A 20,562-nucleotide genomic window follows, 5' to 3' on the forward strand; every position below is an offset into this window, starting at 1 on the left:
ATCCAAGCGAGCGCCGTATTACGAACGTTAAACGAACCGAGAAGATTGGTATGGATCGAACGACTCGCGCCTTCCCCGGTTAAGGTGTAGGAAGTTCCTTGAAGATTCAAAGAGGAATCAGCGACCTTCCATTCTCCTTGAGGGCCGTCTAACGCGCTCACTCTCAAATTCGGAAGGCGCGATCGAATTCTTTCCAAAAGTTTTTTTCCGCCCGGAGAAGTGTAATCCAAAACCGCAAACGGAGATTTAGAAGAATCCAAAATTTCAAAAAGACGAAACTTGCTTTCAAAGTAATCTTCCATGTCCGGATGAAAGTCGAGATGATCCTGAGTAAGATTGGTGAAAACGCCGGCCTTGACGGAAATACCGTTGATTCTTCCGAGCTTGAGACCGTGAGAACTCGCTTCCATAAAAACCGTGTCTACTCCGTTGTCTTTCATCTCTTTGAGAATCAGATTGAGAGAGGACGCGTCCGGTGTTGTATAACCCGTATCGATCAGTAGATCTCCGAATTTTACACCGATCGTCCCGATCAAACCGCAGTTGCGTCCCTGATCTTTTGCTAATGCGAAAAGAATGTTCGTAAGCGAAGTTTTTCCGTTCGTTCCCGTTACCGCGACGATCTCCAATTCTTTCGAAGGATGACCGAGAAGAAAGGACGCGATCCTTCCTTGGAGTTGCTCCGGATCGATCTTCGTTTCCAAAACGATCTTAGAATCCGGAACAACGATCGAGGAAGAATTCCGAATCAGAATCACGGAAGCCTTGGTGCTGGAAATATATTCTTCTTTTTTGGAATTTAGAGAATCGGAAACGCAGAAGATGTCTTCGGCGTTCGTCCTTCGGGAATCGGATTGGATATAAGCGATCTCGATTCCGTCGGGCGATTTGCCTTTGGGAACGGACTTAAGTTCGAGTTCTGGAAATTCACGGAGAAGATGGATTAGGTTCATTCTCGTCTTCATTTTTTTCGGGAGGTAAGTTCAAGGTGATGATTCTATCTCCCACGGTGATGGGAAGATAGTTGTATGTTTTTCTGTATAACGTTTCGATTCTTCTTGCGGAAGTATAAGTGGCGACTCCGATTTTTAGATCGTCGTTCTTTTTGATCTGTTTGATTTTTTCGCCGGTTGCGATGCTGATCTCCCGGTTGAGTCTCGCGACCTGAACGTTCTGCCAGACGTAGAGAAAAAAAAGGCTTAGAAAAAGGATCACCTTTCCCAAATTGAAAAAAAGAATCCAGAGATCCTTCCAAACTGGACTTTCCAACAAGGCGCCGATCTTAGACATCCGATTCTTCCTCTTCCTCGAAATCTTCCTTTCTGTATTTTTTATCGACCGATTTCGTTTTTTTGAGCACTCTCAATTTTGCGGAACGAGAAGCCGGGTTCTCCCTTGTCTCGTCTTCGGATGGAAGGATCGGTTTTTTTGTGAGAAGAGTATAACCGTTTTCCTTCGCATAATCACGAAGCGCGTTTTTTACGATACGATCTTCGAGGGAATGAAAGGAGATCACTTGAATCACTCCGTCTTTTTTTAAAAGATCGAGAAGAGACTTCAGACCGGTTTCGATATGCGCGAGCTCCTGATTGACTTCGATACGAAGCGCTTGAAAGATCCGAGTCGCGGGATGTCTTCCCGGAGGCCAAAACTTGCGGGGAATAATTTTAGAAATGAGTTCGGCCAGCTCGCCCGAAGTCGTGATCGGATTGTGTTTCCTTCGATCGACTATCACCTCGGCGATTTTTTTGGACCAACGTTCTTCTCCGTAAGTGTAGAAGATGTTTAAGAGTTTGTCTTTCGGATATGTATTGAGAACGTCTTCCGCGCTCAAACCGGTTTCGGGAGAAAGTCTCATGTCAAGCGGTTCGGATTCCCGAAAACTAAAACCTCTTCCGGAATGAAAAAGATGGAACGTGGAAATTCCGAGATCGAGAAGAATTCCTTGGGGCGCCTCTTCCACGCCGTGCGCCTTTAAAAGTTCAGCGTCGATCGCCGAAAAGTTAGTTACAATCGGGACAACTCTTTCCTTAAATTCGGAAAGACGAGCGCTCGCACGAGATAATAAGACCGGATCCCGATCGCAGAGAATCACTTTGGAATTTGGAAATTCCTGCAGAAAGAGAAGACTGTGTCCGCCTTCACCGGCGGTTCCGTCTAGGAAAAGAACGGATTCTTCTTTCGAAAAATTCTCGCGAAAGATTCGGAGAATATCCTTTCCTTGGACTGAATAGTGCACCGGTTCCAATGTCTCTCCATCCTTTTTTGAAGATCCGGTCCTGCAAGGAGATTCTAAGGCAGATCCGTCAAGCCGCCTGCGTTGATCGCATTCGAATAACCTTTGGATCGAAGCGTCTTGAGGGCTTCCTCACTGCGGCGACCCGAACGACAATACAAAACGATCTTACGATCCGAAGGACCGAATTCTTCAAGACGGGACGAAATCTGATCCAAAGGAATATTCACCGCGTTTGTATAATGACCGCTTTCGAATTCCTGCGGAGTACGAACGTCGACGACGAGCGCGTTCCCGGAAATCCATTCTCCGACTTGGTTTTTATTGGCTTGTTCTTTTGTCTTTGCACAGAAAATCTGAAAGATCAATCCGAGGATCAGAATCGAAAACATCGATTTCCGTTTTATCAAAAATACTTTTCGATTTTTAATTTGATGGTTCATCACTTCCTTCCTTTTGCAATCGCACCGCGTCGATTCGAGTTTTCCGACCGTTTTAGAATCGAGTTTCCTCGGATCGCGCAAAATGTCTCATCCAAAAATCGAAGAAACCCTTACTTTCCGATCCGCAAATCTATTTTTTGAAGAGTTTTATCCTCCAAGGAATCAGCTTGGATTCTCCCAAACTGAATTTTGGAACAAGGATACGATCACTTTTCCTTGCGATCCGCCGCGCTAATTTTTTGACAGCGCGGACGACCGGTATAATTTAGGGTCAATGGAAGAATCCAATTCTACCCAGTGGGACGAACCGAGGAAAAATCTTTTTTCCATTCACAAACTGGATTACGCTCGGGGAAAAAGGCCGGAAGTTGATTGTATTCTCTGCGGAATTTGCAGAAAGGATCCGGACGTTCCCAATCTTACGGTTTCTGAAACCGATCTCACAATCGTCTCGGTAAATTTATATCCTTACAATCCGGGACATCTTATGATTTTTCCGAAAAGACATATTCTCGCGTACGAGGAATTGACCGCGCAAGAAGCCCTTGAAATTCACGAGGGCGCTTCCAAGGCGATTCGGATTCTTAAAAAACTTTGGAACGTACAGGGATTCAATCTCGGTTACAATATCGGGAAAAACGCGGGCGGCTCGATCCCTCATATCCACCAGCATATCGTTCCCAGATTTCCGAACGAGGCCGGCTTTTTAGACGTATTAGCAAATTCAAGAATTGTAATCTACGAACCCTATGAGATGCAGAAGGAATGGATCCGGATCTGGAAAGAATTTTCTTAACTAAGAATTGAGATCAAACGACCGGCTTCTTTTGATAGATCGTATGACCTAAAAATTTATAACTCTCTGAAATGCCGAATAACGTTTCCGAATGTCCTATGATCAAAAGTCCCCTGTCTTTGAGGACCTTCTCGAAGTTTTCGAAAATTTTCTTCTGGGTCGGTTTATCAAAGTAGATGATTACGTTTCTGCAAAAGACGCAATCCATCTTATCCGGAATCGGATACGGAGTCTCCAAAAGATTCACCTTTCTAAAATCGATTAGGGCCTTAAGTTCCGGTTTTGCCTGGTATGAAACTTCGCCTCGCTCCGGATCTTTGACCTTTATAAAATATTTGTTCTTTAACTTTTCATCCACCGGAAGAAGTCTTTCTTCCTTATAAATCCCTTCTTTGGCGGTATTGATCACGTTTGTATCGATATCGGACGCGTAAATTTTGATGTCCCATCCGGGTTTAAAAGCGAAATAGTCGAGACAGGTCATCGCGATCGTGTAGGGTTCCTCTCCCGTAGAACACGCGCTAGACCAAATTCTTAGAATTTTTTTCCCGTTCTTCGCCGCTTTCTCCTCCACGGAAGGAAAGAAAGTGTCCTTTAAGAATTCGAAGTGATGATTTTCCCGATAAAAATCGGTCTTGTTCGTCGTGATTCTGTTTATGAGTTCGGTGAGTTCGCTGCTGAAAAACGTATGGTCCGCGCGGAGTTTCCCGATGTATTCGGATACCGATTTTAGACCGAAATGTCTCGCGCGTCCGTTGAGCCGGGACTGGACCATGATCTTTTTATGATCCGCTAAAAAGATTCCGGTCTCTTTGTACATAAGGGATTTTACGAATTGAAATTCCTCGTCGGTAATCGTGTTCAGGCCGGACTGAATATCTGTCATGGTAAAGATGTTTTATAAAGCACCGAATACTCTGTCAAGAGATACAAGTTTAAGAATCTGTTTCAGACGATTGGAAACGTTCACGGTTTCCACGTCGACTCCCAAACTGCGGACGCGATTTGCAAAGCTCACGAGAACTCCCAAGGCCACCGAAGAAATGACTTCGATATTGGAAAAGTCAAGAACGACGCAGGTCGGATTCTTTTCCAAAAAGGAATTGAGATAATTTCTAAATTCCTCGTGTTCCAAAGTTAGGTCGTTCAATTTTAAAGATATGTAAACTTTCTCATTGAAAACCATTGATGAAATTAGACGATATAAAAAATAGAATTCAACCCTAATATTTTTTGCGAGAAAAATGGAACCCTTTGAAAAAGAACAAGACGATTCGGACGGATTTTCGGCCAGATTTGAGACTTCGGATCCGATCTTACTTTCCATCGTGAAATCGTTTTTGGACGCGAACGGCATCCATTACTTTGTTACCGGAGAGGAATTATTTTTCCTGGAAGGCGCCGCCGTTCCGGCCGCGAGCCACTCCGCGATCGTTTATCTAATGGATCAAGACTATCCGATCTTGAAAGAGTTTTTAGAAAGAGAGAATCATTGAAAATAGGAATCGTTAAACATTTAAACGCAAGACCCTTGACATGGGGATTCGAAAAAGATTCGCAGAATCAAATCGTTCCGGACAACCCCGCACTACTAAAAGACTATCTGTTGAACGGAGAGATCGACATAGGACTCATTTCCTCCATAGAATGTATTCGAAATCAGGACGTTCTCAACTCCTATCGAACGACCGGCGTTTGCGCTAAAGAAAAAGTTCGATCGATTCTTTTTTTTAAGAATTTAAAGGAAGAATATCCTCCTAAGACGATTCTTACGGACAGCGGTTCCAAAACGAGCATGGCTTTGGTCCGGGTTCTGGTTCAGGAAGAAACCGGAAAGATTCCGGACGTAATACCGACCGATTCTAAAATCATTCAGGAAAAAATAGAAAACGGAATCGGATCGCACATGCTCTTCGGAGACAATGCTCTATTAGCAAAATGGAATCCTGATTTTTACGAAGTGCGCGACCTGGCGCAGTGGTGGAATCAAATAACGGGTCTCGGATTTATCTTCGCCCTCTGGGCCAGCAAAAAGCCGCTTCAAGTAGAAGAATCCTTGTTCATTCAATCTTTGGAATATGGAATTTCCAACATCGAGGAGATCATTTCGCAGGAATCCCGTCTTCCGGAAACGGTGGTGAGGGAATATCTCACAAAAGAACTTCACTACAAGGTTACGGACGAGGATCGAAAAGGTTTTATTCTATTCGGTGAAAAGTGCCGAGATCTCGATCTCTTGTAGGATTGAAAAAAGATCCGTTTGAAAAGCGCCGGTTCCGTTTCCATAAAGTTACCGAAATCAAACGAATAAAAAAGAATTCGAGAGCCGAGCGGCGCGGGGGAAGATGGGGAAAAAAATCAAAAAAGAAGAATTCGAATTCTTCCATTCGTTGAGAGTGCGTTATGCGGAATCGGATCCGCAGGGAATCGTATTCAACGCGAATTACCTCGCATACTTCGACGTTGCAATCACGGAATACTTTCGATGGTGCGGATTGCCCTACGGCGAACTCGATTCCAAATTTCAGACGGACTTTCACGTGGTTCATTGCGAGATCGACTTCAAGGCCCCGGCCCGTTTCGACGAAGAAATCCGGATTTACGCGAAGGGTAATTTTTCCGGCGTAAAAGTGTTTTGGGATCTCGCGGTCTTTCGAAAGGAGGAACTCCTCTGTTCCGGACAACTCGTTTATGCTTGTGTGGATTCGAGATCCGGAAGCCTCAAAAAAATCGATCCGGAACTTGCAGCTTTTCTAAAGTGGATTCCTGTTTTTCATTCTTCGGAGCCGATCTGAATTCTTTTGCCCTCGCCTTCCTTTCGGCCGGAGTTCCGACAAAAAACTTTCCTGAAAAAGAATTACAACGGCCTTAAAGTCCGTTTTCCGATAAAATAGCGGGCCATCGTTATCAAAATCCTTTTCACGAAGGCGAACTTTTTTCTCGAAACAAATCAGGTCTTGCGGGAAAAGACGACCGACTTTTTCGGAGATTTGCGTTAGATTCTTATCTCGACACGATCCTGCGGTGAAACTTTAGGAAAAGTAGGAACTCATACTTTTCAGTAGATCACGGTGATTCTATAATCCCAGGAATTGTTCCCGGTTTTCTCGATGGTTTCGGCTAACGGAAGACGATAACTCAGTTTTCCCAGGTTCACGTCGCCGCGATTGGAACGACAAACTGACGCGATCGGAAAATTCACCTTAAAAAGAATCGAACTCGTTCGAAGGAGACGAAGTGTTTCCGAATAAATTTTCTTTTCTCCGTCCTTTTTGAGAGTTTCGGGCCCTCTGCTGATGGTCGGAATTTCTCTTTTTACGTAGATCGTATTTCCTTTTTTCCGGACCTGAACCTTTCCAAGCATCGCGTCCTCGATCTGTGAAAGATCTTGAAATTCCACTTTGTAATAGACCTTGGCTTTTTCACGGAACAAACTCGGGTCCGTTTCCGGAGTCACGATCTTTTGGAAAGAATAATCTTTAAGAATCACGTTCTTGGAAAAAAAACCTTTGTTGAGCCGATTCGAAATCTCATCCTTTCGAGTCGGAAGAAACTTAATCAAGGATTCATCCGAGTTCCTACGCGTCGGAACAACATAAGAAACCTCTAATGTTCCCGTAAAATCATGGTTGATCGTGACCGTTTCCTCGTAATCGAAACAGTTTGCAAAAAACAAAAGGATAAAAAAGAAGAATAAAAACTTGGACAATCGGCCGTAAAAAAGGCTCATGCATCAAATTTGGGACGGAAAAGGATTCCGTCAACGTAAATCCTGTCGAGCGCCCCATAGGAAGCGAGACGTCGAGTTGAATGAAACGACGATCGGCAAACAATCCATGCGATGCCGAGACGCCGAGCGATGAAATTTACTTCTCGACTCTTTGGACGGAATTCTCAAAATTTCAGGAAAGAATGCAATTCATTCAGTCTATTCGTACATCTCTTTCTTTACATGAAATTTGGGAACAAATCGCCGATTTCACCGAATGGAAGGATTCGCAAATTCTTGGAAACACGGCCGTTCTTCGATCGACAACCGTTGAAATCAAACTTGAACAAACCGAATTCGATCCGAATCGCGAAACTTTCCTCAATTTGAAAACTAGTTTTATCGAGCGCGATCCGATGCCAACGCCGGATCAATCGAATCTTCGATTGAAAGAATGGCAAAAAATTCTGAGAACGTTCGAAACCCACATCGCAGTTCGACTGATCGATCGCTATTATCTATATTCGAAAATTTCCCTGAAAAAATTCTGCGCTGAAATCGAGAACGAACTAAAAGAATGGAATACGGATTCCTTTGAATTCGATTCGGAAAACGAAAACGAATGGGCAATCGCGGAATCGGACGATTGGATTCTGCACGTCTCCAAAGCGCATCGGAAAAATACGTTTCATGAATGGAATCCGAAAGAATGTCCGCAGGGATGTAATTATTCTTTAGAGTTTACGATCAAGGAAACCGCTTCGGAAAAATGGAATGAAACTTCGTTTCGCGAAAGTTGGTTCTCGCATTGGAAAGAATTTTTTTCCAATGACTTATCCTGCACTGCGATCGCACATCGTTGGAGAAGCCCGATTCATTTTTAAAAGATTCCGGTTCGATGTGGAGATTCTAATTTGGACAACTTGAGTAAGGCCGCCTTAGAGTTTCGCTCTTCGCGGTCCCAGGTAGGAACTCCTGCGCAATCGAAAAGATTCTTTTTGTAGGAACTCCCCCGCCCTCGTCACTCACAGGCAAAGTCAAATCGTGCAAAATGTAGGAACTCCTGCAAATTACGCGACTTAGAGTAAAACTTCGATTTGCGGGAACTCCTAATCGGACTCCGTTCCACGGAGATTTCTCCGTTTGAACAAGAAATGTAGGAACTCATACAAAAAAACGGCGGCCTCTTACAAGAGCCGCCGCCTTAAGGAAGCAATCCGGAGCAACGTCAGCCCGCACGATCACAACCATTCTTCCGAAAGACCAAAAAGTTCGGAACTATTTCGAAATCGGGTAAGCCTCGTTCCCGTGTTCCAGAATGTCCAAACCTGTGATTTCTTCGTCTTCGGAAACGCGAAGTCCGACCGTATATTTCAGCCCGAGAAAAATGATCGAACTCGCCCCGAAAGACCAAACAAACGCGATCCCGATCCCCGTAAGCTGAACGAGAACCACCGACAATTCCCCTCCGAAAAAAAGACCGTTCACTCCGCCATAGGCTTCTTGCGCAAAAAGCCCGGCAGCCAAAGTTCCCCAAGCGCCGCAAACCCCGTGAACCGAAACGGCTCCCACAGGATCGTCGATATGAATTCGATCGAAGAATAGAACGCTCAAAACCACGAGAATTCCGGCAACCAGACCGATGATCACCGCCGAAGAAATGCTCACGTTCGCACATGGAGAAGTAATCGCGACAAGACCGGCGAGCGCCCCATTCAAAGAAAGACCTATGTCCGGCTTCTTAAACATGATCCAAGTAATGATCATCGCGGCCAAAGCGCCGGCCGCCGCGGACATATTCGTAGTCACCGCGATCACCGCAAAATTTCCGCCGCTCACCGAAGTCGTGGAACCCGGGTTGAATCCGAACCAACCGAACCAAAGTATAAAAACTCCCAAAGCGGCCATGGACATGTTGTGTCCGAGAATCGGAAACAGTTTTCCGTCCTGATACTTTCCGATCCTTGGTCCGAGAATCAGAGCTCCTGCAAGACCGGCCCAACCCCCGACCGAGTGAACCACCGTGGAACCGGCGAAGTCGATAAAACCCTGTTGTTCTAAAAATCCTTTTCCCAAACCCCAAAGTCCCGCCCATGCAAGACTCCCGAACATCGGATAAATAAACGCGGTAATCAATGCAGAAAAGATAATATACGAAACGAACTTCGTTCTTTCGGCCATCGCTCCCGAAACGATCGTCGCCGCGGTCGCAGCAAAAACCATCTGGAAGATTAAGAATGCGAATCCCCATTTGTCCGGAGTTCCTTCCTTAACGATCAAAGAATCCGCAAGCCCCGGAATACCGATTCCGAAACCGGGAAACAATTGAGGACCGAACATGATCGAAAATCCGATCAGCCAAAAAAAGATGGAACCGAAACAGAAATCGATGAAGTTCTTCATCAAGATGTTCACAACGTTCTTAGCTCGAGTGAAACCCGCTTCCACGTAAGCAAAACCCGCTTGCATGAAAAAAACCAAAAACGCAGCGATACAAGTCCAGAGCCAATTCGTCTCGGACCTCAGGGTGGCCAACTCGTCGTTCACCGCTTTGATCGCAGGATCGGGAACGGCGGCCGCGGCTTCCGTTATGGGAGCGTCTTGGGCAAAAACTCCTGTAGACAACAGAGCGAGGATTAAAACAAAATACCAACGCATAGTATAACTTATCTCCTTTTTTTTATTCAAATCATTCCGGTCAAACAGCCAGTTTTGTATCGTCGTCTTCTCCGAGAAGAGAAGGATCTTCCTTTTTACGCATCAAATCTTCCAACTTTTTGAGAGAAATTTTAAGATACTCGTTCGTCGGAGCGCTCTTGATTCCTTGTTGAAGAACTTTGATCGCCTTCGGACTTTGATTGTCTTTCAGATAACACCGGGCCAAACGCAGACTCGCCTTTGAGTACGTGTGATCGATCGCAAGAGAACGTTTGAGGGAACGTTTCGCTTCGGGAATGTTTTCGGTTTCGTAGTAAGCTCTTCCGATCAAATAGTGAATGTAAGCGGAATCCTCTCCGGAAGTCTTGACGAACTTATCCAAGAACTGAATCGCCTTCGGAAAATTACGATCCCTGTAATACATTCTTCCGAGAAGAAGAAGACTGTCCTTGATCGAATCGTCCAAAGAATAAACGTCCAGTGCCTTGTCGTACGCAAGAGAATCGTTTTTCTCTCGAGCCGCGGTTTTTGCGACGTTCATCATCGACTTCGCTTTGTTCAAAAGCGGATTACACTGAAGAGCCATGATCGAGATATCGTCACCGTTTCTCGCTTCTCCTTTGTATCGTTTGAATCTGGAAATCAAAGAATCCACAAGGTCTCCGACATAAATACGATCCCTTTGTTCTTCGAGGGTTCGTTTTTCCTGTCTCACCCAATCCAGAAATCGTGCGTTCCCGAGTTCCTGGCGTTCCGGATTTTTTTGTTCCACGATTCCGTCCGAGGTAAGAATCAGGATGTCTCCCGGATTGATACGCCCGTGTTTCTCTTCAAAGTTACCCCGGCTTACTTCGAAAATTCCCATAGGAACCCCGTTCGAATCGAGTTCGTCGATCGTTCCGGTATCGTTTCTAAAATGAATCAGCTTTTGATGCGCGCCGTTCACGTAAGAATAAGAATAGTCTCCGTAGATTCTTAAAATAAACGCGGTGAAGTAAGTTCCGTCCGGAAGTTGAGGACGGATCGATTCTCCCAGCTCCGTAAGAATTTCGGTAAGACCGAGACCGAGAGAAGTGCATCTTCTGAATTGATAATGAATCGACATCGTAACGAGCGCCGCGGGAATTCCGTGACCGGAAACGTCGGCGATAATTACCGTGACCGCGTTGCCGTGTCGCACAACGTCGAAATAATCGCCCGAAACCTCGGTCATCGGTTCGTAATACGTTCCGAAGTGAATTCCGTTCCAAGGAGCGATATTCGTATTGATGATCTGGCTCTGGACGTTGCGCCCCATCTTCATATCGAATTCGAGTTGTTTGAGAATTCCGGCCTCTCTCTGATTTGCTTCCACAAGACCCTCGATCAAACGAACGGAAGTAAGGGCGAGCGCCAACTGCGAAGCCAGAGCTTCGAGAATTTCGATATCGTCTTCGATGTAAAAAAAACTGTGTTCCGATTCTACCGCGATCGTCCCGAGAACCTCGTCCTTATAAAGGATGGGAACGCACATGACGGAAAGAGTGGATTCTCCTTCGTCGATATATTCCGGATGATACGCGAGATTCTGTACGAGAAGAGACGTCTTCGTCTTAAACGTATGACCGGAATAACCTTCGTTCACGTTGACGCTCCTGCGAGGAGGGGTGGTCTCTCGAAGATAACGAACAGGAATTAAAAGCCCGTCTTTCCAGATCCTGAGCGTAGTGTTATCACATTCGAAGATATCCTTGCAAATGTTCGTGACCGAGTTATAGAGTTCGTCGTGTTTATCAACCGATGCAAACTCCTTGCTGATATAAAGGAGAATGTCGATTTTATTTTTTTCGGTCAAACCACCTACGACCTTGTGGTTTCCCCGGAAACTTACTACCTTACGTTGACCAAATTTTAGATCTATCATATCCCGCACACTCCAAGGAAAGGATTCGCTCCTTGAATTCGCTTCTCTTTACAATTCTATTGCAAGAAGCGTACCAGCCTAAAAAGTGGGGAAATTCTGCCTTCTTTTTATAAATAACGAATACTAAAAAGGCCCGAGGCAAAAATATGCCTACAAAATGGGCATGACATAATTCATATTACGTAAAAGTACAGCAGAATTAAGAAAGAGAAGGTTTGCGAAATTTAGAAAAGACGGACAAAAATCCTTCCTTAATCTTATTTGCAAAACCCGGTTGAGCCTTCGTTCCGTATTTGTGGAGAAAGGATTCCACGTATTGAAAGACGTCGTCGTCGGCTCGGTCTCCCATCACGAGACAAGCGTGTCCGTAGTCGTCCGAAGAACCGTTTGCCTTGGAGATCACTCTAAATTCTTTTTTCTTAGTTCCCGCATTTTCAAAAACGGAACGAACCGATTCCGGAGTCGCGATCACGTCCTTTTCACCCGCTATAAACAAAGAGGGAACGTTGATCTTTTTTTGAAGACGAACGTAATCGTAAAAGCCGTTGAGAGAATGCATCTCTTTGGTTTCGATCCAACGCATGAATTGTTCGGTCACTCCGTCGCTGATATTCTCGATCGCGTTCTTCATGATCTTCTTCACGGTTTTAGAGGAAGTGACTTTCGGGTTATAAAGAATTTCATCGATCGGAGTATAAAGTTCTCCGGCTAAGGGCGCGAGGATCGAAGCCCCGAATTTCAGATCCAACATCTTTCTCGCGCGGGGAAATCTCGAAAGAAGACCGATCAAAGTGATTCCGATATGATTTAGATTTCCCGGACCTCCCAAAGAAACGAAAGCGGCTATGTCTTTTGTATCCTTCGATTCGGATATGCAAAAATGAGAATATAGAATCATCGCTCCCATGGAATGACCCACATAGGAGATACGATCCGAGCCCGTGATCTTCTTCACTTTATCGATCATGGCGGGGACGTCGTATTTTACGATATCGTCGAAAGTAAAGTCTTCGTAACGAGTCGGACTTTCGTGATACGATCTTCCGCAGCCTCGCAGAGAAACCGCGAATACTTCGTAACCGCGAAGTTTCAGATAATAAGGAAGAGAATGTCTTCTATCCAGATCGACCACGTATTTGTTCGTTGCGATTCCGTGAACCACAAGAACGGGAGCAAGGTGACGATTCGGTTGCGGAGGAATATGTCTGTGAAGCGCCAAATTCCAACCGTCCTTCGTCTTGGCAAAGTGAACCTCGTCCGCGATATCCTCTTGTCCGTACAACTTACCGATCCAATTCAGAAGCAAAGGATGGATAAGAAGAATTAAGATCAGCACGCCGGTGAAGATAAACGCAAGCGTGGAAGCGAGAAGCGCGAACAACAGAAGAATGAGAAAAGTGGTGGCTAAGTAGAAAGGACTTCTACGATTCTTTAAGATCGCGAGCACAGAGTTAAAAATAATCAAAATTCCGAATTGTCAAGAATTAGAAGCTGCTTGCCCGAAAATTCCAAGAAAAGATTCTGGTAGAATCCATCCGAGTTCCTCATGTCTCAAGGCCCAGAATACAAACTTTACAAATCGCCGAACGGCTGGTATTCCATGGTGGTTCCGGCGCACTGGGTTCAGATGGTCATCGAAGGAATCCCCGCGTTTTTCGAGGAAAACGGAAGCGGCGCCCTCCAAGTCTACGCGTTTGAAAACAAAGTCGGAAGTTATATTCTCAAAGAAGAATTGGAACGATATCTGAAAACCCACGAAATCGATTTCGAAGAGGACAAAGTCGCCGATTTCGAAAACGAAGAAGGAAGCAAGATCATGGCTTGCGAGTTTGTCAAGGCGGACAGATTCTGGATGGTTTATATGATCTCCAATAAGAAAAGAATGATCCTACTCACCTATAACAGCGATGAGGTGCCCGCGGAATATCTCGTAAAGGAACTGACCACCGTCATCAGTTCGATTCGTTTTGCGCAGTAGAAATTCATTTTTTCCAGAGAAGAAATTGCGCGTTATCCGTCGTTCCCATCGATTGAATGACGTTCCGAAAGTTGAAATCCTTATATTCGGAAACGATAGCATACACTCGATCGTAACCTTCGCAACCGTTTGGTATCAGACATCCTCCGTCCTTTCCGATCAACGCAAGCCAAACATCAGGCTCATACGGCCCTGAATCCGTATTGATCAATCGGATTTCTTCGATTTCGTCCCAACGGATCCGCTCCGTTTTTCTTTTCGGATGTTCTACTCGGACGAATTCGTTCGTGAGAATTACGGTAAATTCTTTCTCCGGATTCCTTGATAAATTCAATTTTTTGAATATACTATCGAACCAACCCATTCCAGGATCTCTTCCAAATACTTTTCGGATTTTTATTTGTCCGTTTTTAGAAACATTTTTAAAAGGGAACGAACGCTTCCAAAGGAAATCTTATAAAACCCGAGTTCCCGAACGGCGAACGGAAACTCAGGCTCGGCAGACTAACATCAACTCACTCGATCGCAAGAGTCGCCGCAACGGCTTTTTTCCAACGCTGCAGCTTCTGAGTCCTTTTCGTCGGATCCATCTTCGGTTCAAAGGTCTTATATCCTTTTTGTAAGGACTTGAGTTCTTCGGTGTCTTTCCAAAATCCGATCGCAAGCCCCGCGAGATAAGCGGCGCCCGTCGCGGTCATATCCGGTTCCGGAGCGCGGTTGACTCTCATGTTGGAAAAGTCCGCAAGACATTGAAGAAGAATATCGGATTGTGAAACTCCTCCGTCGACTTTGATCTCCTTGATTTTAACCTTCGTGTCTTTTTGAATTCCTTCCAAGACTTCGAAGAGACTCAGAGCGATTCCTTCCAAAACGGCTCTCGCGATATGTCTTCTGTGAGTTGCAAGAGAAAGACCGCTGATCGAAGCCTTCGCCCTCGGATTAAAATAAGGGAAACGAGCGCCGGTCGGATAAGGAATAAAAACTACCCCTTCCGTATCTTCCGCTTGAGCCGCGAGCTCGTTCAAAACCTTTGGCGTATCCGAAAGTCCGATCCCCTTTCCCAACCAATCGATCAGAGTTCCAGCGGTCGCGACAAAACCTTCAAGCATATAAGTCGTTTGTCCGTTGAGTCTCCAAGCGATCATCGGGAAAAGACCTCTCTTGGAAAGTTTCGCCTTAGGTCCGATGTTGATGTCCACAAAGGCTCCCGAACCTTGGGAAATTTTCACTTCCCCGGGTTCGAAACAACACTGACCGAAAAGAGCGGCCATCTGATCTCCGATCGAAGCCCGGATCGGAACCGAATTCCCCCCGAGAAACTCGGGAAGGCTGTGACCGAAATCACCGTTGCTATCCTTTACTTCCGGAAAGAGATTCGCGGGAATTCCAAAAATGGAGAAGATCGGTTTGTTCCAGATCAGCTGAAAAGGGTTGAACATTCCCGTCGCGACCGCGTTAGACGAATCCGTAAGGTGATTCTTGCCGCCGGTGAGTTTATAGATAAACCAAGTGTCCAAGGTTCCGAAGAGGACCTCTCCTTTTTTACATCTTTTTTTGAGTTCCGGATTTTCATCTAAGACCCATTTCAGACGACAAGTCGCGTGATCGGTCGTGAAACGAAGCATCGAGGTCGCGATCATCATCGGATGGTTTGTGAGATTGCCGATCACGGTCGATACGACTCGGATGAAACGCCAAACAAAATTTCCGTTCATCGTATCTGCGGTTTTATAAGAACGGACATCCGCCCAGCTAATCAAAGGTGTGAGGGGTTTTCCCGAAGATTTCTCCCAGAGGAGAAAGGAACCCCGTTGATTACAAATTCCTAATACTGCAATTTCTTTCGCGAGGTTTTTCTTTTTTTGAATCTTTTTCAAAAGGGAAAGGAGCGCTTTCCAAAGGACTTCCGGATCGTGTTCGAGGCCGCCCGGAGCCGGAATATTCGGAGGAGTTTTTTCATACTGTCTCTCGACGATTGTTCCCTTACGGTCGAGTAAAAAGGCTCGAATCCCGCTTCCTCCGCTATCAATAGAAAGGACGTATTTTCCCTTTGGACTGGTCATTCAATTCTCCGAAATATTCTTGATATATAAAAAAAGAAGAATCCGCATCTCTCTCACAAAAGAAGAATTCGAGAAGATAAAACGAAATCAAAAAAATAGATAATCGAAGGCAGAAGATTCTGTCTATGTTTTTTGTGAAAATGGAAAGACAAAGAAGAAGGATTTCATTCTCAAAAAAAGGAAATCTCCGTCATTCCGCGTGATAAAAAGAAAACCGCGTCACCGCAAACGGGGCCGGCAGAAATTCGAATCGATCTTAAAAATCGAATTTCCCATCCTTAGGATCGAAATCGAATTCCAAAAAAAGAAAGATATTTCTTTCTAAGCCAAGATTCCCCTTAGGTGAGATAGAATTCCACGATTATCGGAAGCCGCGAGATCTTTTGTCATTTTATGGAAAATCATCGATTGGGATTTGCGATCCAACTTATCCATGAGCATTCCGAGAAAACGAGGTTCGGAAACAAGGACGAGGCTGAGAAAACGATTGGACTTTCTTCCTTGCGAAATCCGATCCGAAATCTGACTCGCGAAGGTTTCAGCGACTCTTCGTTTCGGCTCTTGAACGGATTCGTTGTCAAAGGCGACTCTTTGTGCCTTCGCGCTTTTGCCGGGACCGGAAGACTGGAGGATGAGCTCCCGGTTCTTCATTCTTCCTTTCGGATTTTTAATACTTTCCAAAAGTTCAAGACCGTTTCGAGAACCTTTGTATTCGTAAATTTTTGCTTCGGATCGATTTGCGACCACAACCCATTTGTTTTTCATAAACACTCCTATCGAGCGACCCATAGGGAGCGAGATAGCCAAAAGCTGCGAAGCAAAGCGCTGGCTCTTAGCGAAGCTAAGATGAGCGACAGCAACCGCTCACCACAGCAAAATGCTATCTCAAAAAAACTACCCCGAGCACTCAAAAATCACTGCAAACAAAATAAAGCGTAAAAACAAAGAACACCAAAAGTGAATTTGTTCTATACGAATTGATAAGAAAGTGCAATCTCTTTTTCGCCTTCCAAACACGGGAGCAAACGTTGTATAACGAACGTTTTAGTTTAGGAAAAGAATCCGATATTACTGAAAGAATAAAGCCAATCCCAATTTCGGTTTAAAAAACAAGGGAGAAAATTCGCCTTCGACCCGAAGAGAAGCCTTTGTCTAAAAATATATTATAAATCCATAATGTATTTTTCCCAAAAGCATTCTGAGCCGAAAAATATTTCGTAGAACAAGCGATAGGATACCCATCGGAGTTTGATTTTAGCTTCCATTTTATCCTTTTAAAAACCATGTCATTCAGACATGAAATTTTTGATGGATTCTCAGGGAATTTCAAAGAGAGAACGTTTTAAAAACTCGAAAATTATTTTACCGGAAAGCGTCAAAAAAAGAACTGTAAAAAGAGGATGTTTGTATAGAATTCCAGTAGAACTGAAAAAGTAGGAACTCCTTCTTTTGAAAAACCTTCTAAGAATTGAACCCGACTTTTTCTTATCTTTGACATAAACACATCCATTTCTGGGCTTCTTTGCTATCACTTCACTTCGCTTAACAATTTGTGACTTTGAAATACCAAAGAAAGAAAACATTTTTATAAAGAACTGAACTACGTGATTCAGAATAGTTCTTCAGTTTATATACTGAAAGGATTTTTGTTGCGAATACTTGTAAGTTTATCAAAGAAACTCGGTTCTTCCAATTCATTCTCAAACAAAAAAAAGAAGAATGAGTTTGAACGACTTGAGTTTTGGTTTTTTATAAAGTAATTTTTTTATTTTTAAAAAACTGTGAAGAAGAAACTTTCTCCGCCTCCGAATACTTGGAAGCAAAGGAAAGATAAGAACAGGAGTGGCTACGATGGGTTTTTTTCCGGATTTGGATTTTTTGAATTATCTCGGTTCGTTAAACGGCGGGATCAATCGATATTTAGAATATTTTTATATAACGAGCATTGCCATTAGTTTTTTAACCGGCGTATCCGGAATCTATAAAGCTAAATCGGATCGATTGAACTTAGTGCGCGGGATTTTTCTATTGAGCGTATTTTTTTGCATCTTAGGTCAGGGACGCGCTTTTACTTACGTCACTTCACCGATCGGGACTTCGCTTAATAACGAACATAGAATTTTCTATTCGTATTTTTTTGGGTTTGCGGTCTGCGCCACCCTTTCCTCCGTGTTTTATGTTCTCAATATCATCGGATATCTGAAGGATCCGCTTCGGAATTGTCTTTTCACCTTTCTCGGTTTTCCGATAATTCTGCTTCTTTCTTCTTTTGTTGAGAACTTACATTCCCTCATTTATTTTGGAAAGATTCTTGTGTTTCTGATGCAGATGGTCTCGGGCATTTGGCTGGCTTCTTATATAAAAAAGAATCAATTGAAGCCTATCCTTTATAATTATCCGATTCAATATTTCTGCGTTGCTCTGGCGATCCTAACGCATACCGTCGGGCTTTGGATCGGAGCGCCGAGTCTGATTTTGATTTCTGTTGCGGTTCCCGGATTTTTCGTGATTTACTTTTTTGTGTTAGAATACAATTTTCCTGAATTTTGGAAAAGACATCTTTCTATCGACTCCGCCCCAAAGGAAGAATCGGGGACGGTTGATACGGAAATCGGCATCCAAGAAACGCAAAATATTTCCCAGACAAATTCCAGAAATTTAATAGAAGGTCTTGATATAAACATTCTCGAATCTAAGATCGAACGATTCGTTTTGAATCGTGAATTTTTAGACGAAGAAATTCGTTTACCAGATTTTTCGGCTTACGTCGGTCTATCGGTGCATCAGGCTTCCTATTATCTGAACAATTATAAGAAATTGAGTTTTTCCGATTTTCTCAACTATCATCGATTGCAAACCGCGAAGGAAATGATTTTGATGAATCAGGAAATGAATCTTTTGGAAATAGCCTTGGCTTGCGGATTCAATTCTCCATCTTCTTTTCGAAGAGCCTGCCTTAAGTTCGAGGAAAACTCTCCAAAAGAACTAAGATTCAAATTGCTTCAGGAAAGAAGACCGATTCAAACCTTAGAATTGCAAGCTCAGAGCTGAGCTTGCAATTCATTCTCATTCGATAAGAATCCGACCCGGAACTTTGCAGTCGACGGAACCAAGTGCCGCCCGATCCGAATTTTTCCGCAATTCGGGTTCATCCGAATTCTTCCCCAAATCGTTCCTTTATTTTTTTCGTAGCGCCTTGAATTCACGTTAGCGTTCCTCTTGAATCAAAGAACCTCCTTAAAACCAAAAAGTAGGAACTCATACTTTCTTAGAATGCACAGAAGATCCAAAATCCGCAAAGAAAGTTTGATAATCTGCAAATCGTAGGAACTCCCATAAAAAATCGATTTCTATAAAACAGAATTCTTTTTCTTCTTTGGGCTTTAGGAACTGGCACTGGAATAGTTTAAAGAAAAAATTTAATCCTCAAACCTAATCCTCCAAACAATAGTCCAACATGAATTCATAATATAACCTGAAAACTTCATTCTGAAAATAGAACTTCACAAGATTGTATTTCTTAAGCAAAAGAGATAATTCTCAAATTCAAAACAACGCCGCCGCGTTTTCAGAATTCTGAATTCTCCATTTCCGAACGAGGTTTTTTATGTTTCAAGTTTTGATTCTAAGTTTGATTTTTTCGATACAACTTGCCTGCGTGCATGCTCCCGATAAACCGGAAACTTCTTTTTCGCTCATGCAATATCTACTCAAGATCAACGATTCTTCCAAGAATTCAAACAATACGAACGGAAACTCATCCAATCTGATATTCGATTTAGCTGCGATCTTTGACACGGGACAAATTGGATGTTGGAACGGCGCGGGAATTGCGGTGATAGGAGGATGTCCTGGAACCGGTCACGACGGAGCATTTATCGATACTCCTCGGCAAAGATCTTTCGGAACTCCGATGCAGAATAACACGTACTCGTCGGATTACACAACACTGGATCGACTCCATGGACTCGTCTGGAAAACTTGCGCGGAAGGTTTGACCGGGAGCAATTGTTCCGCGGGGGCGATCGCTCCGATCAGCTGGACCGACGCAAACGCAGGATTGGCCGGAAGTTGTATGAGCCTCAATACAATGAATGGCGGAAACGGCTACGCGGAAAAAACGAACTGGAGAATTCCTTCGGTAAAAGAACTGGCGTCTTTGATCAACTACGCAAACAATCCGTATATAGAAACTTCTTCGTTTCCGAACACATTCACTGGAGGTAATTATTTAGCGGCTACGTCCGACTCGGCCAATCCTGCCGGAAACTGGTCCATCAATTTCAGCGTGGCGGGGTTGAGTATTCTACCCGTTGCAAAAAATAGCCCAAACAATCTTCGTTGTGTTTCGGGAAATTCGATTCCCGCCTTTTCTTTCTTGGATAGGGGCGATGGAACGATCCGAGATCTAAACACGGGACTTCTCTGGCAAAAGTGCACATCCGGTCTTACCGTTACGGCTTGCACGGGCGTCTCCAATACTTTGGATTGGAATCAGGCCATAAACGATTGCAATAACCTCGCTCTGGATGGAAGAACCTGGAGACTTCCGAATGTGAACGAACTCTTGAGCATTGTCGATTATACGACGCCCGGACTCGCAATTCCCAATGCTTTTTTCCCGAACACGGAGATCGGTCTTTACTGGACTTCCACTACGTTCGATAACGTAAAAAGCTCCGCCCATTTGATCGACTTCACCACCGGCTCCTTAGGTACGAACGACAAATCCAGTTTTCTTTTTACCCGTTGCGTCACCACTTACTGAATGAAAAG

Annotated in this window: 20 protein-coding genes and 1 pseudogene; 8 read left to right on the top strand and 13 right to left on the bottom strand. The window is 44.1% G+C overall.

Annotated features, from left to right (window positions below; translation table 11 throughout):
* The 4 genes from CH376_RS02295 to CH376_RS02310 all read right to left on the bottom strand — a co-directional run.
* The coding region (locus CH376_RS02295; RefSeq protein WP_243398231.1) for a Mur ligase family protein at window positions 1-953 on the bottom strand (953 nt) is incomplete at its 3' end.
* The gene (locus tag CH376_RS02300; protein WP_100786624.1) at window positions 928-1,290 is read right to left on the bottom strand and encodes a hypothetical protein; all 363 of its coding nucleotides are present in this window, start codon (window positions 1,288-1,290) and stop codon (window positions 928-930) included. The genes CH376_RS02300 and CH376_RS02295, both read right to left, overlap by 26 nt.
* The gene (gene rsmH / locus CH376_RS02305) at window positions 1,283-2,248 is read right to left on the bottom strand and encodes a 16S rRNA (cytosine(1402)-N(4))-methyltransferase RsmH (RefSeq protein ID WP_100786625.1); all 966 of its coding nucleotides are present in this window, start codon (window positions 2,246-2,248) and stop codon (window positions 1,283-1,285) included. The genes CH376_RS02300 and rsmH overlap by 8 nt, the downstream gene beginning before the upstream one ends.
* A gap of 44 nt (window positions 2,249-2,292) precedes the next feature.
* Window positions 2,293-2,679 (bottom strand): rhodanese-like domain-containing protein, encoded by a 387-nt coding sequence (locus tag CH376_RS02310; protein WP_243394775.1) that lies wholly within the window; start codon window positions 2,677-2,679, stop codon window positions 2,293-2,295.
* A gap of 274 nt (window positions 2,680-2,953) precedes the next feature.
* On the opposite strand from CH376_RS02310, the gene CH376_RS02315 reads away from it, so the two are divergent.
* On the top strand, window positions 2,954-3,475 hold the full coding sequence (locus CH376_RS02315) for an HIT family protein (protein ID WP_100786626.1): 522 nt from the start codon (window positions 2,954-2,956) through the stop codon (window positions 3,473-3,475).
* A 13-nt stretch (window positions 3,476-3,488) separates the two neighbouring features.
* Here the strand turns inward: CH376_RS02315 and CH376_RS02320 are convergent, their stop codons facing one another.
* Both CH376_RS02320 and CH376_RS02325 read right to left on the bottom strand, forming a co-directional pair.
* Window positions 3,489-4,361 carry a CheR family methyltransferase gene (locus CH376_RS02320; RefSeq protein ID WP_100786627.1) on the bottom strand — a complete coding sequence of 291 codons (873 nt, stop codon included), beginning with the start codon at window positions 4,359-4,361 and terminating at the stop codon, window positions 3,489-3,491.
* A gap of 12 nt (window positions 4,362-4,373) precedes the next feature.
* Window positions 4,374-4,610 carry an STAS domain-containing protein gene (locus CH376_RS02325; RefSeq protein ID WP_338063564.1) on the bottom strand — a complete coding sequence of 79 codons (237 nt, stop codon included), beginning with the start codon at window positions 4,608-4,610 and terminating at the stop codon, window positions 4,374-4,376.
* 109 nt (window positions 4,611-4,719) lie between these two features.
* Here CH376_RS02325 and CH376_RS02330 point away from each other — a divergent pair, with 109 nt between their 5' ends.
* The 3 genes from CH376_RS02330 (at window position 4,720) to CH376_RS02340 (ending at window position 6,270) form a co-directional block, all read left to right on the top strand.
* On the top strand, window positions 4,720-4,971 hold the full coding sequence (locus CH376_RS02330) for a putative signal transducing protein (RefSeq protein ID WP_100786629.1): 252 nt from the start codon (window positions 4,720-4,722) through the stop codon (window positions 4,969-4,971).
* The gene (locus CH376_RS02335) at window positions 4,968-5,717 is read left to right on the top strand and encodes a menaquinone biosynthetic enzyme MqnA/MqnD family protein (RefSeq protein WP_100786630.1); all 750 of its coding nucleotides are present in this window, start codon (window positions 4,968-4,970) and stop codon (window positions 5,715-5,717) included. Before CH376_RS02330 ends, CH376_RS02335 begins: the two co-directional genes overlap by 4 nt.
* Window positions 5,718-5,820: 103 nt before the next feature.
* The gene (locus CH376_RS02340) at window positions 5,821-6,270 is read left to right on the top strand and encodes an acyl-CoA thioesterase (protein ID WP_100786631.1); all 450 of its coding nucleotides are present in this window, start codon (window positions 5,821-5,823) and stop codon (window positions 6,268-6,270) included.
* A gap of 263 nt (window positions 6,271-6,533) precedes the next feature.
* Here CH376_RS02340 and CH376_RS02345 read toward each other — a convergent pair whose 3' ends face one another.
* On the bottom strand, window positions 6,534-7,205 hold the full coding sequence (locus tag CH376_RS02345; protein ID WP_100786632.1) for an LIC11874 family lipoprotein: 672 nt from the start codon (window positions 7,203-7,205) through the stop codon (window positions 6,534-6,536).
* 182 nt (window positions 7,206-7,387) lie between these two features.
* Between CH376_RS02345 and CH376_RS02350 the strand changes: the two genes are divergently transcribed.
* Window positions 7,388-8,068, top strand: coding sequence for a hypothetical protein (locus CH376_RS02350; RefSeq protein WP_100787917.1), 681 nt, complete (start codon window positions 7,388-7,390; stop codon window positions 8,066-8,068).
* A 394-nt stretch (window positions 8,069-8,462) separates the two neighbouring features.
* Here the strand turns inward: CH376_RS02350 and CH376_RS02355 are convergent, their stop codons facing one another.
* From CH376_RS02355 to CH376_RS02365, 3 genes are all read right to left on the bottom strand, one after another.
* Window positions 8,463-9,842: an ammonium transporter gene (locus CH376_RS02355; protein ID WP_100786634.1), complete on the bottom strand. Its 1,380-nt coding sequence runs from the start codon at window positions 9,840-9,842 to the stop codon at window positions 8,463-8,465.
* 40 nt (window positions 9,843-9,882) lie between these two features.
* A complete protein-coding gene (locus tag CH376_RS02360; RefSeq protein ID WP_100786635.1) occupies window positions 9,883-11,745 on the bottom strand; it encodes a SpoIIE family protein phosphatase in 1,863 nt (620 codons plus the stop codon).
* A 199-nt stretch (window positions 11,746-11,944) separates the two neighbouring features.
* Complete coding sequence (locus CH376_RS02365) at window positions 11,945-13,192, bottom strand: alpha/beta hydrolase (RefSeq protein WP_100786636.1); 1,248 nt, start codon at window positions 13,190-13,192, stop codon at window positions 11,945-11,947.
* Window positions 13,193-13,205: 13 nt separating this feature from the next.
* Between CH376_RS02365 and CH376_RS02370 the strand changes: the two are divergent.
* A pseudogene (locus CH376_RS02370) lies at window positions 13,206-13,723 on the top strand (hypothetical protein).
* Window positions 13,724-13,727: 4 nt separating this feature from the next.
* On the opposite strand, the gene CH376_RS02375 reads toward CH376_RS02370, so the two are convergent.
* The 3 genes from CH376_RS02375 to CH376_RS02385 form a co-directional block, all read right to left on the bottom strand.
* The gene (locus CH376_RS02375) at window positions 13,728-14,087 is read right to left on the bottom strand and encodes a hypothetical protein (protein WP_100786637.1); all 360 of its coding nucleotides are present in this window, start codon (window positions 14,085-14,087) and stop codon (window positions 13,728-13,730) included.
* A gap of 151 nt (window positions 14,088-14,238) precedes the next feature.
* Complete coding sequence (locus tag CH376_RS02380; RefSeq protein ID WP_100786638.1) at window positions 14,239-15,786, bottom strand: glycerol kinase 5; 1,548 nt, start codon at window positions 15,784-15,786, stop codon at window positions 14,239-14,241.
* 321 nt (window positions 15,787-16,107) lie between these two features.
* Entirely contained in the window at window positions 16,108-16,551 is a 444-nt protein-coding gene (locus tag CH376_RS02385; RefSeq protein WP_100786639.1) for a host attachment protein, read from the bottom strand.
* Window positions 16,552-17,637: 1,086 nt separating this feature from the next.
* Between CH376_RS02385 and CH376_RS02390 the strand changes: the two genes are divergently transcribed.
* Together CH376_RS02390 and CH376_RS02395 are read left to right on the top strand one after the other, a co-directional pair.
* A complete protein-coding gene (locus CH376_RS02390) occupies window positions 17,638-18,837 on the top strand; it encodes an AraC family transcriptional regulator (protein WP_100787918.1) in 1,200 nt (399 codons plus the stop codon).
* A gap of 556 nt (window positions 18,838-19,393) precedes the next feature.
* Window positions 19,394-20,554 carry an Lcl C-terminal domain-containing protein gene (locus CH376_RS02395; protein ID WP_100786641.1) on the top strand — a complete coding sequence of 387 codons (1,161 nt, stop codon included), beginning with the start codon at window positions 19,394-19,396 and terminating at the stop codon, window positions 20,552-20,554.
* Window positions 20,555-20,562 lie beyond the last annotated feature (8 nt).

This window comes from Leptospira adleri, from assembly GCF_002811985.1.
Lineage (GTDB): Bacteria > Spirochaetota > Leptospiria > Leptospirales > Leptospiraceae > Leptospira > Leptospira adleri.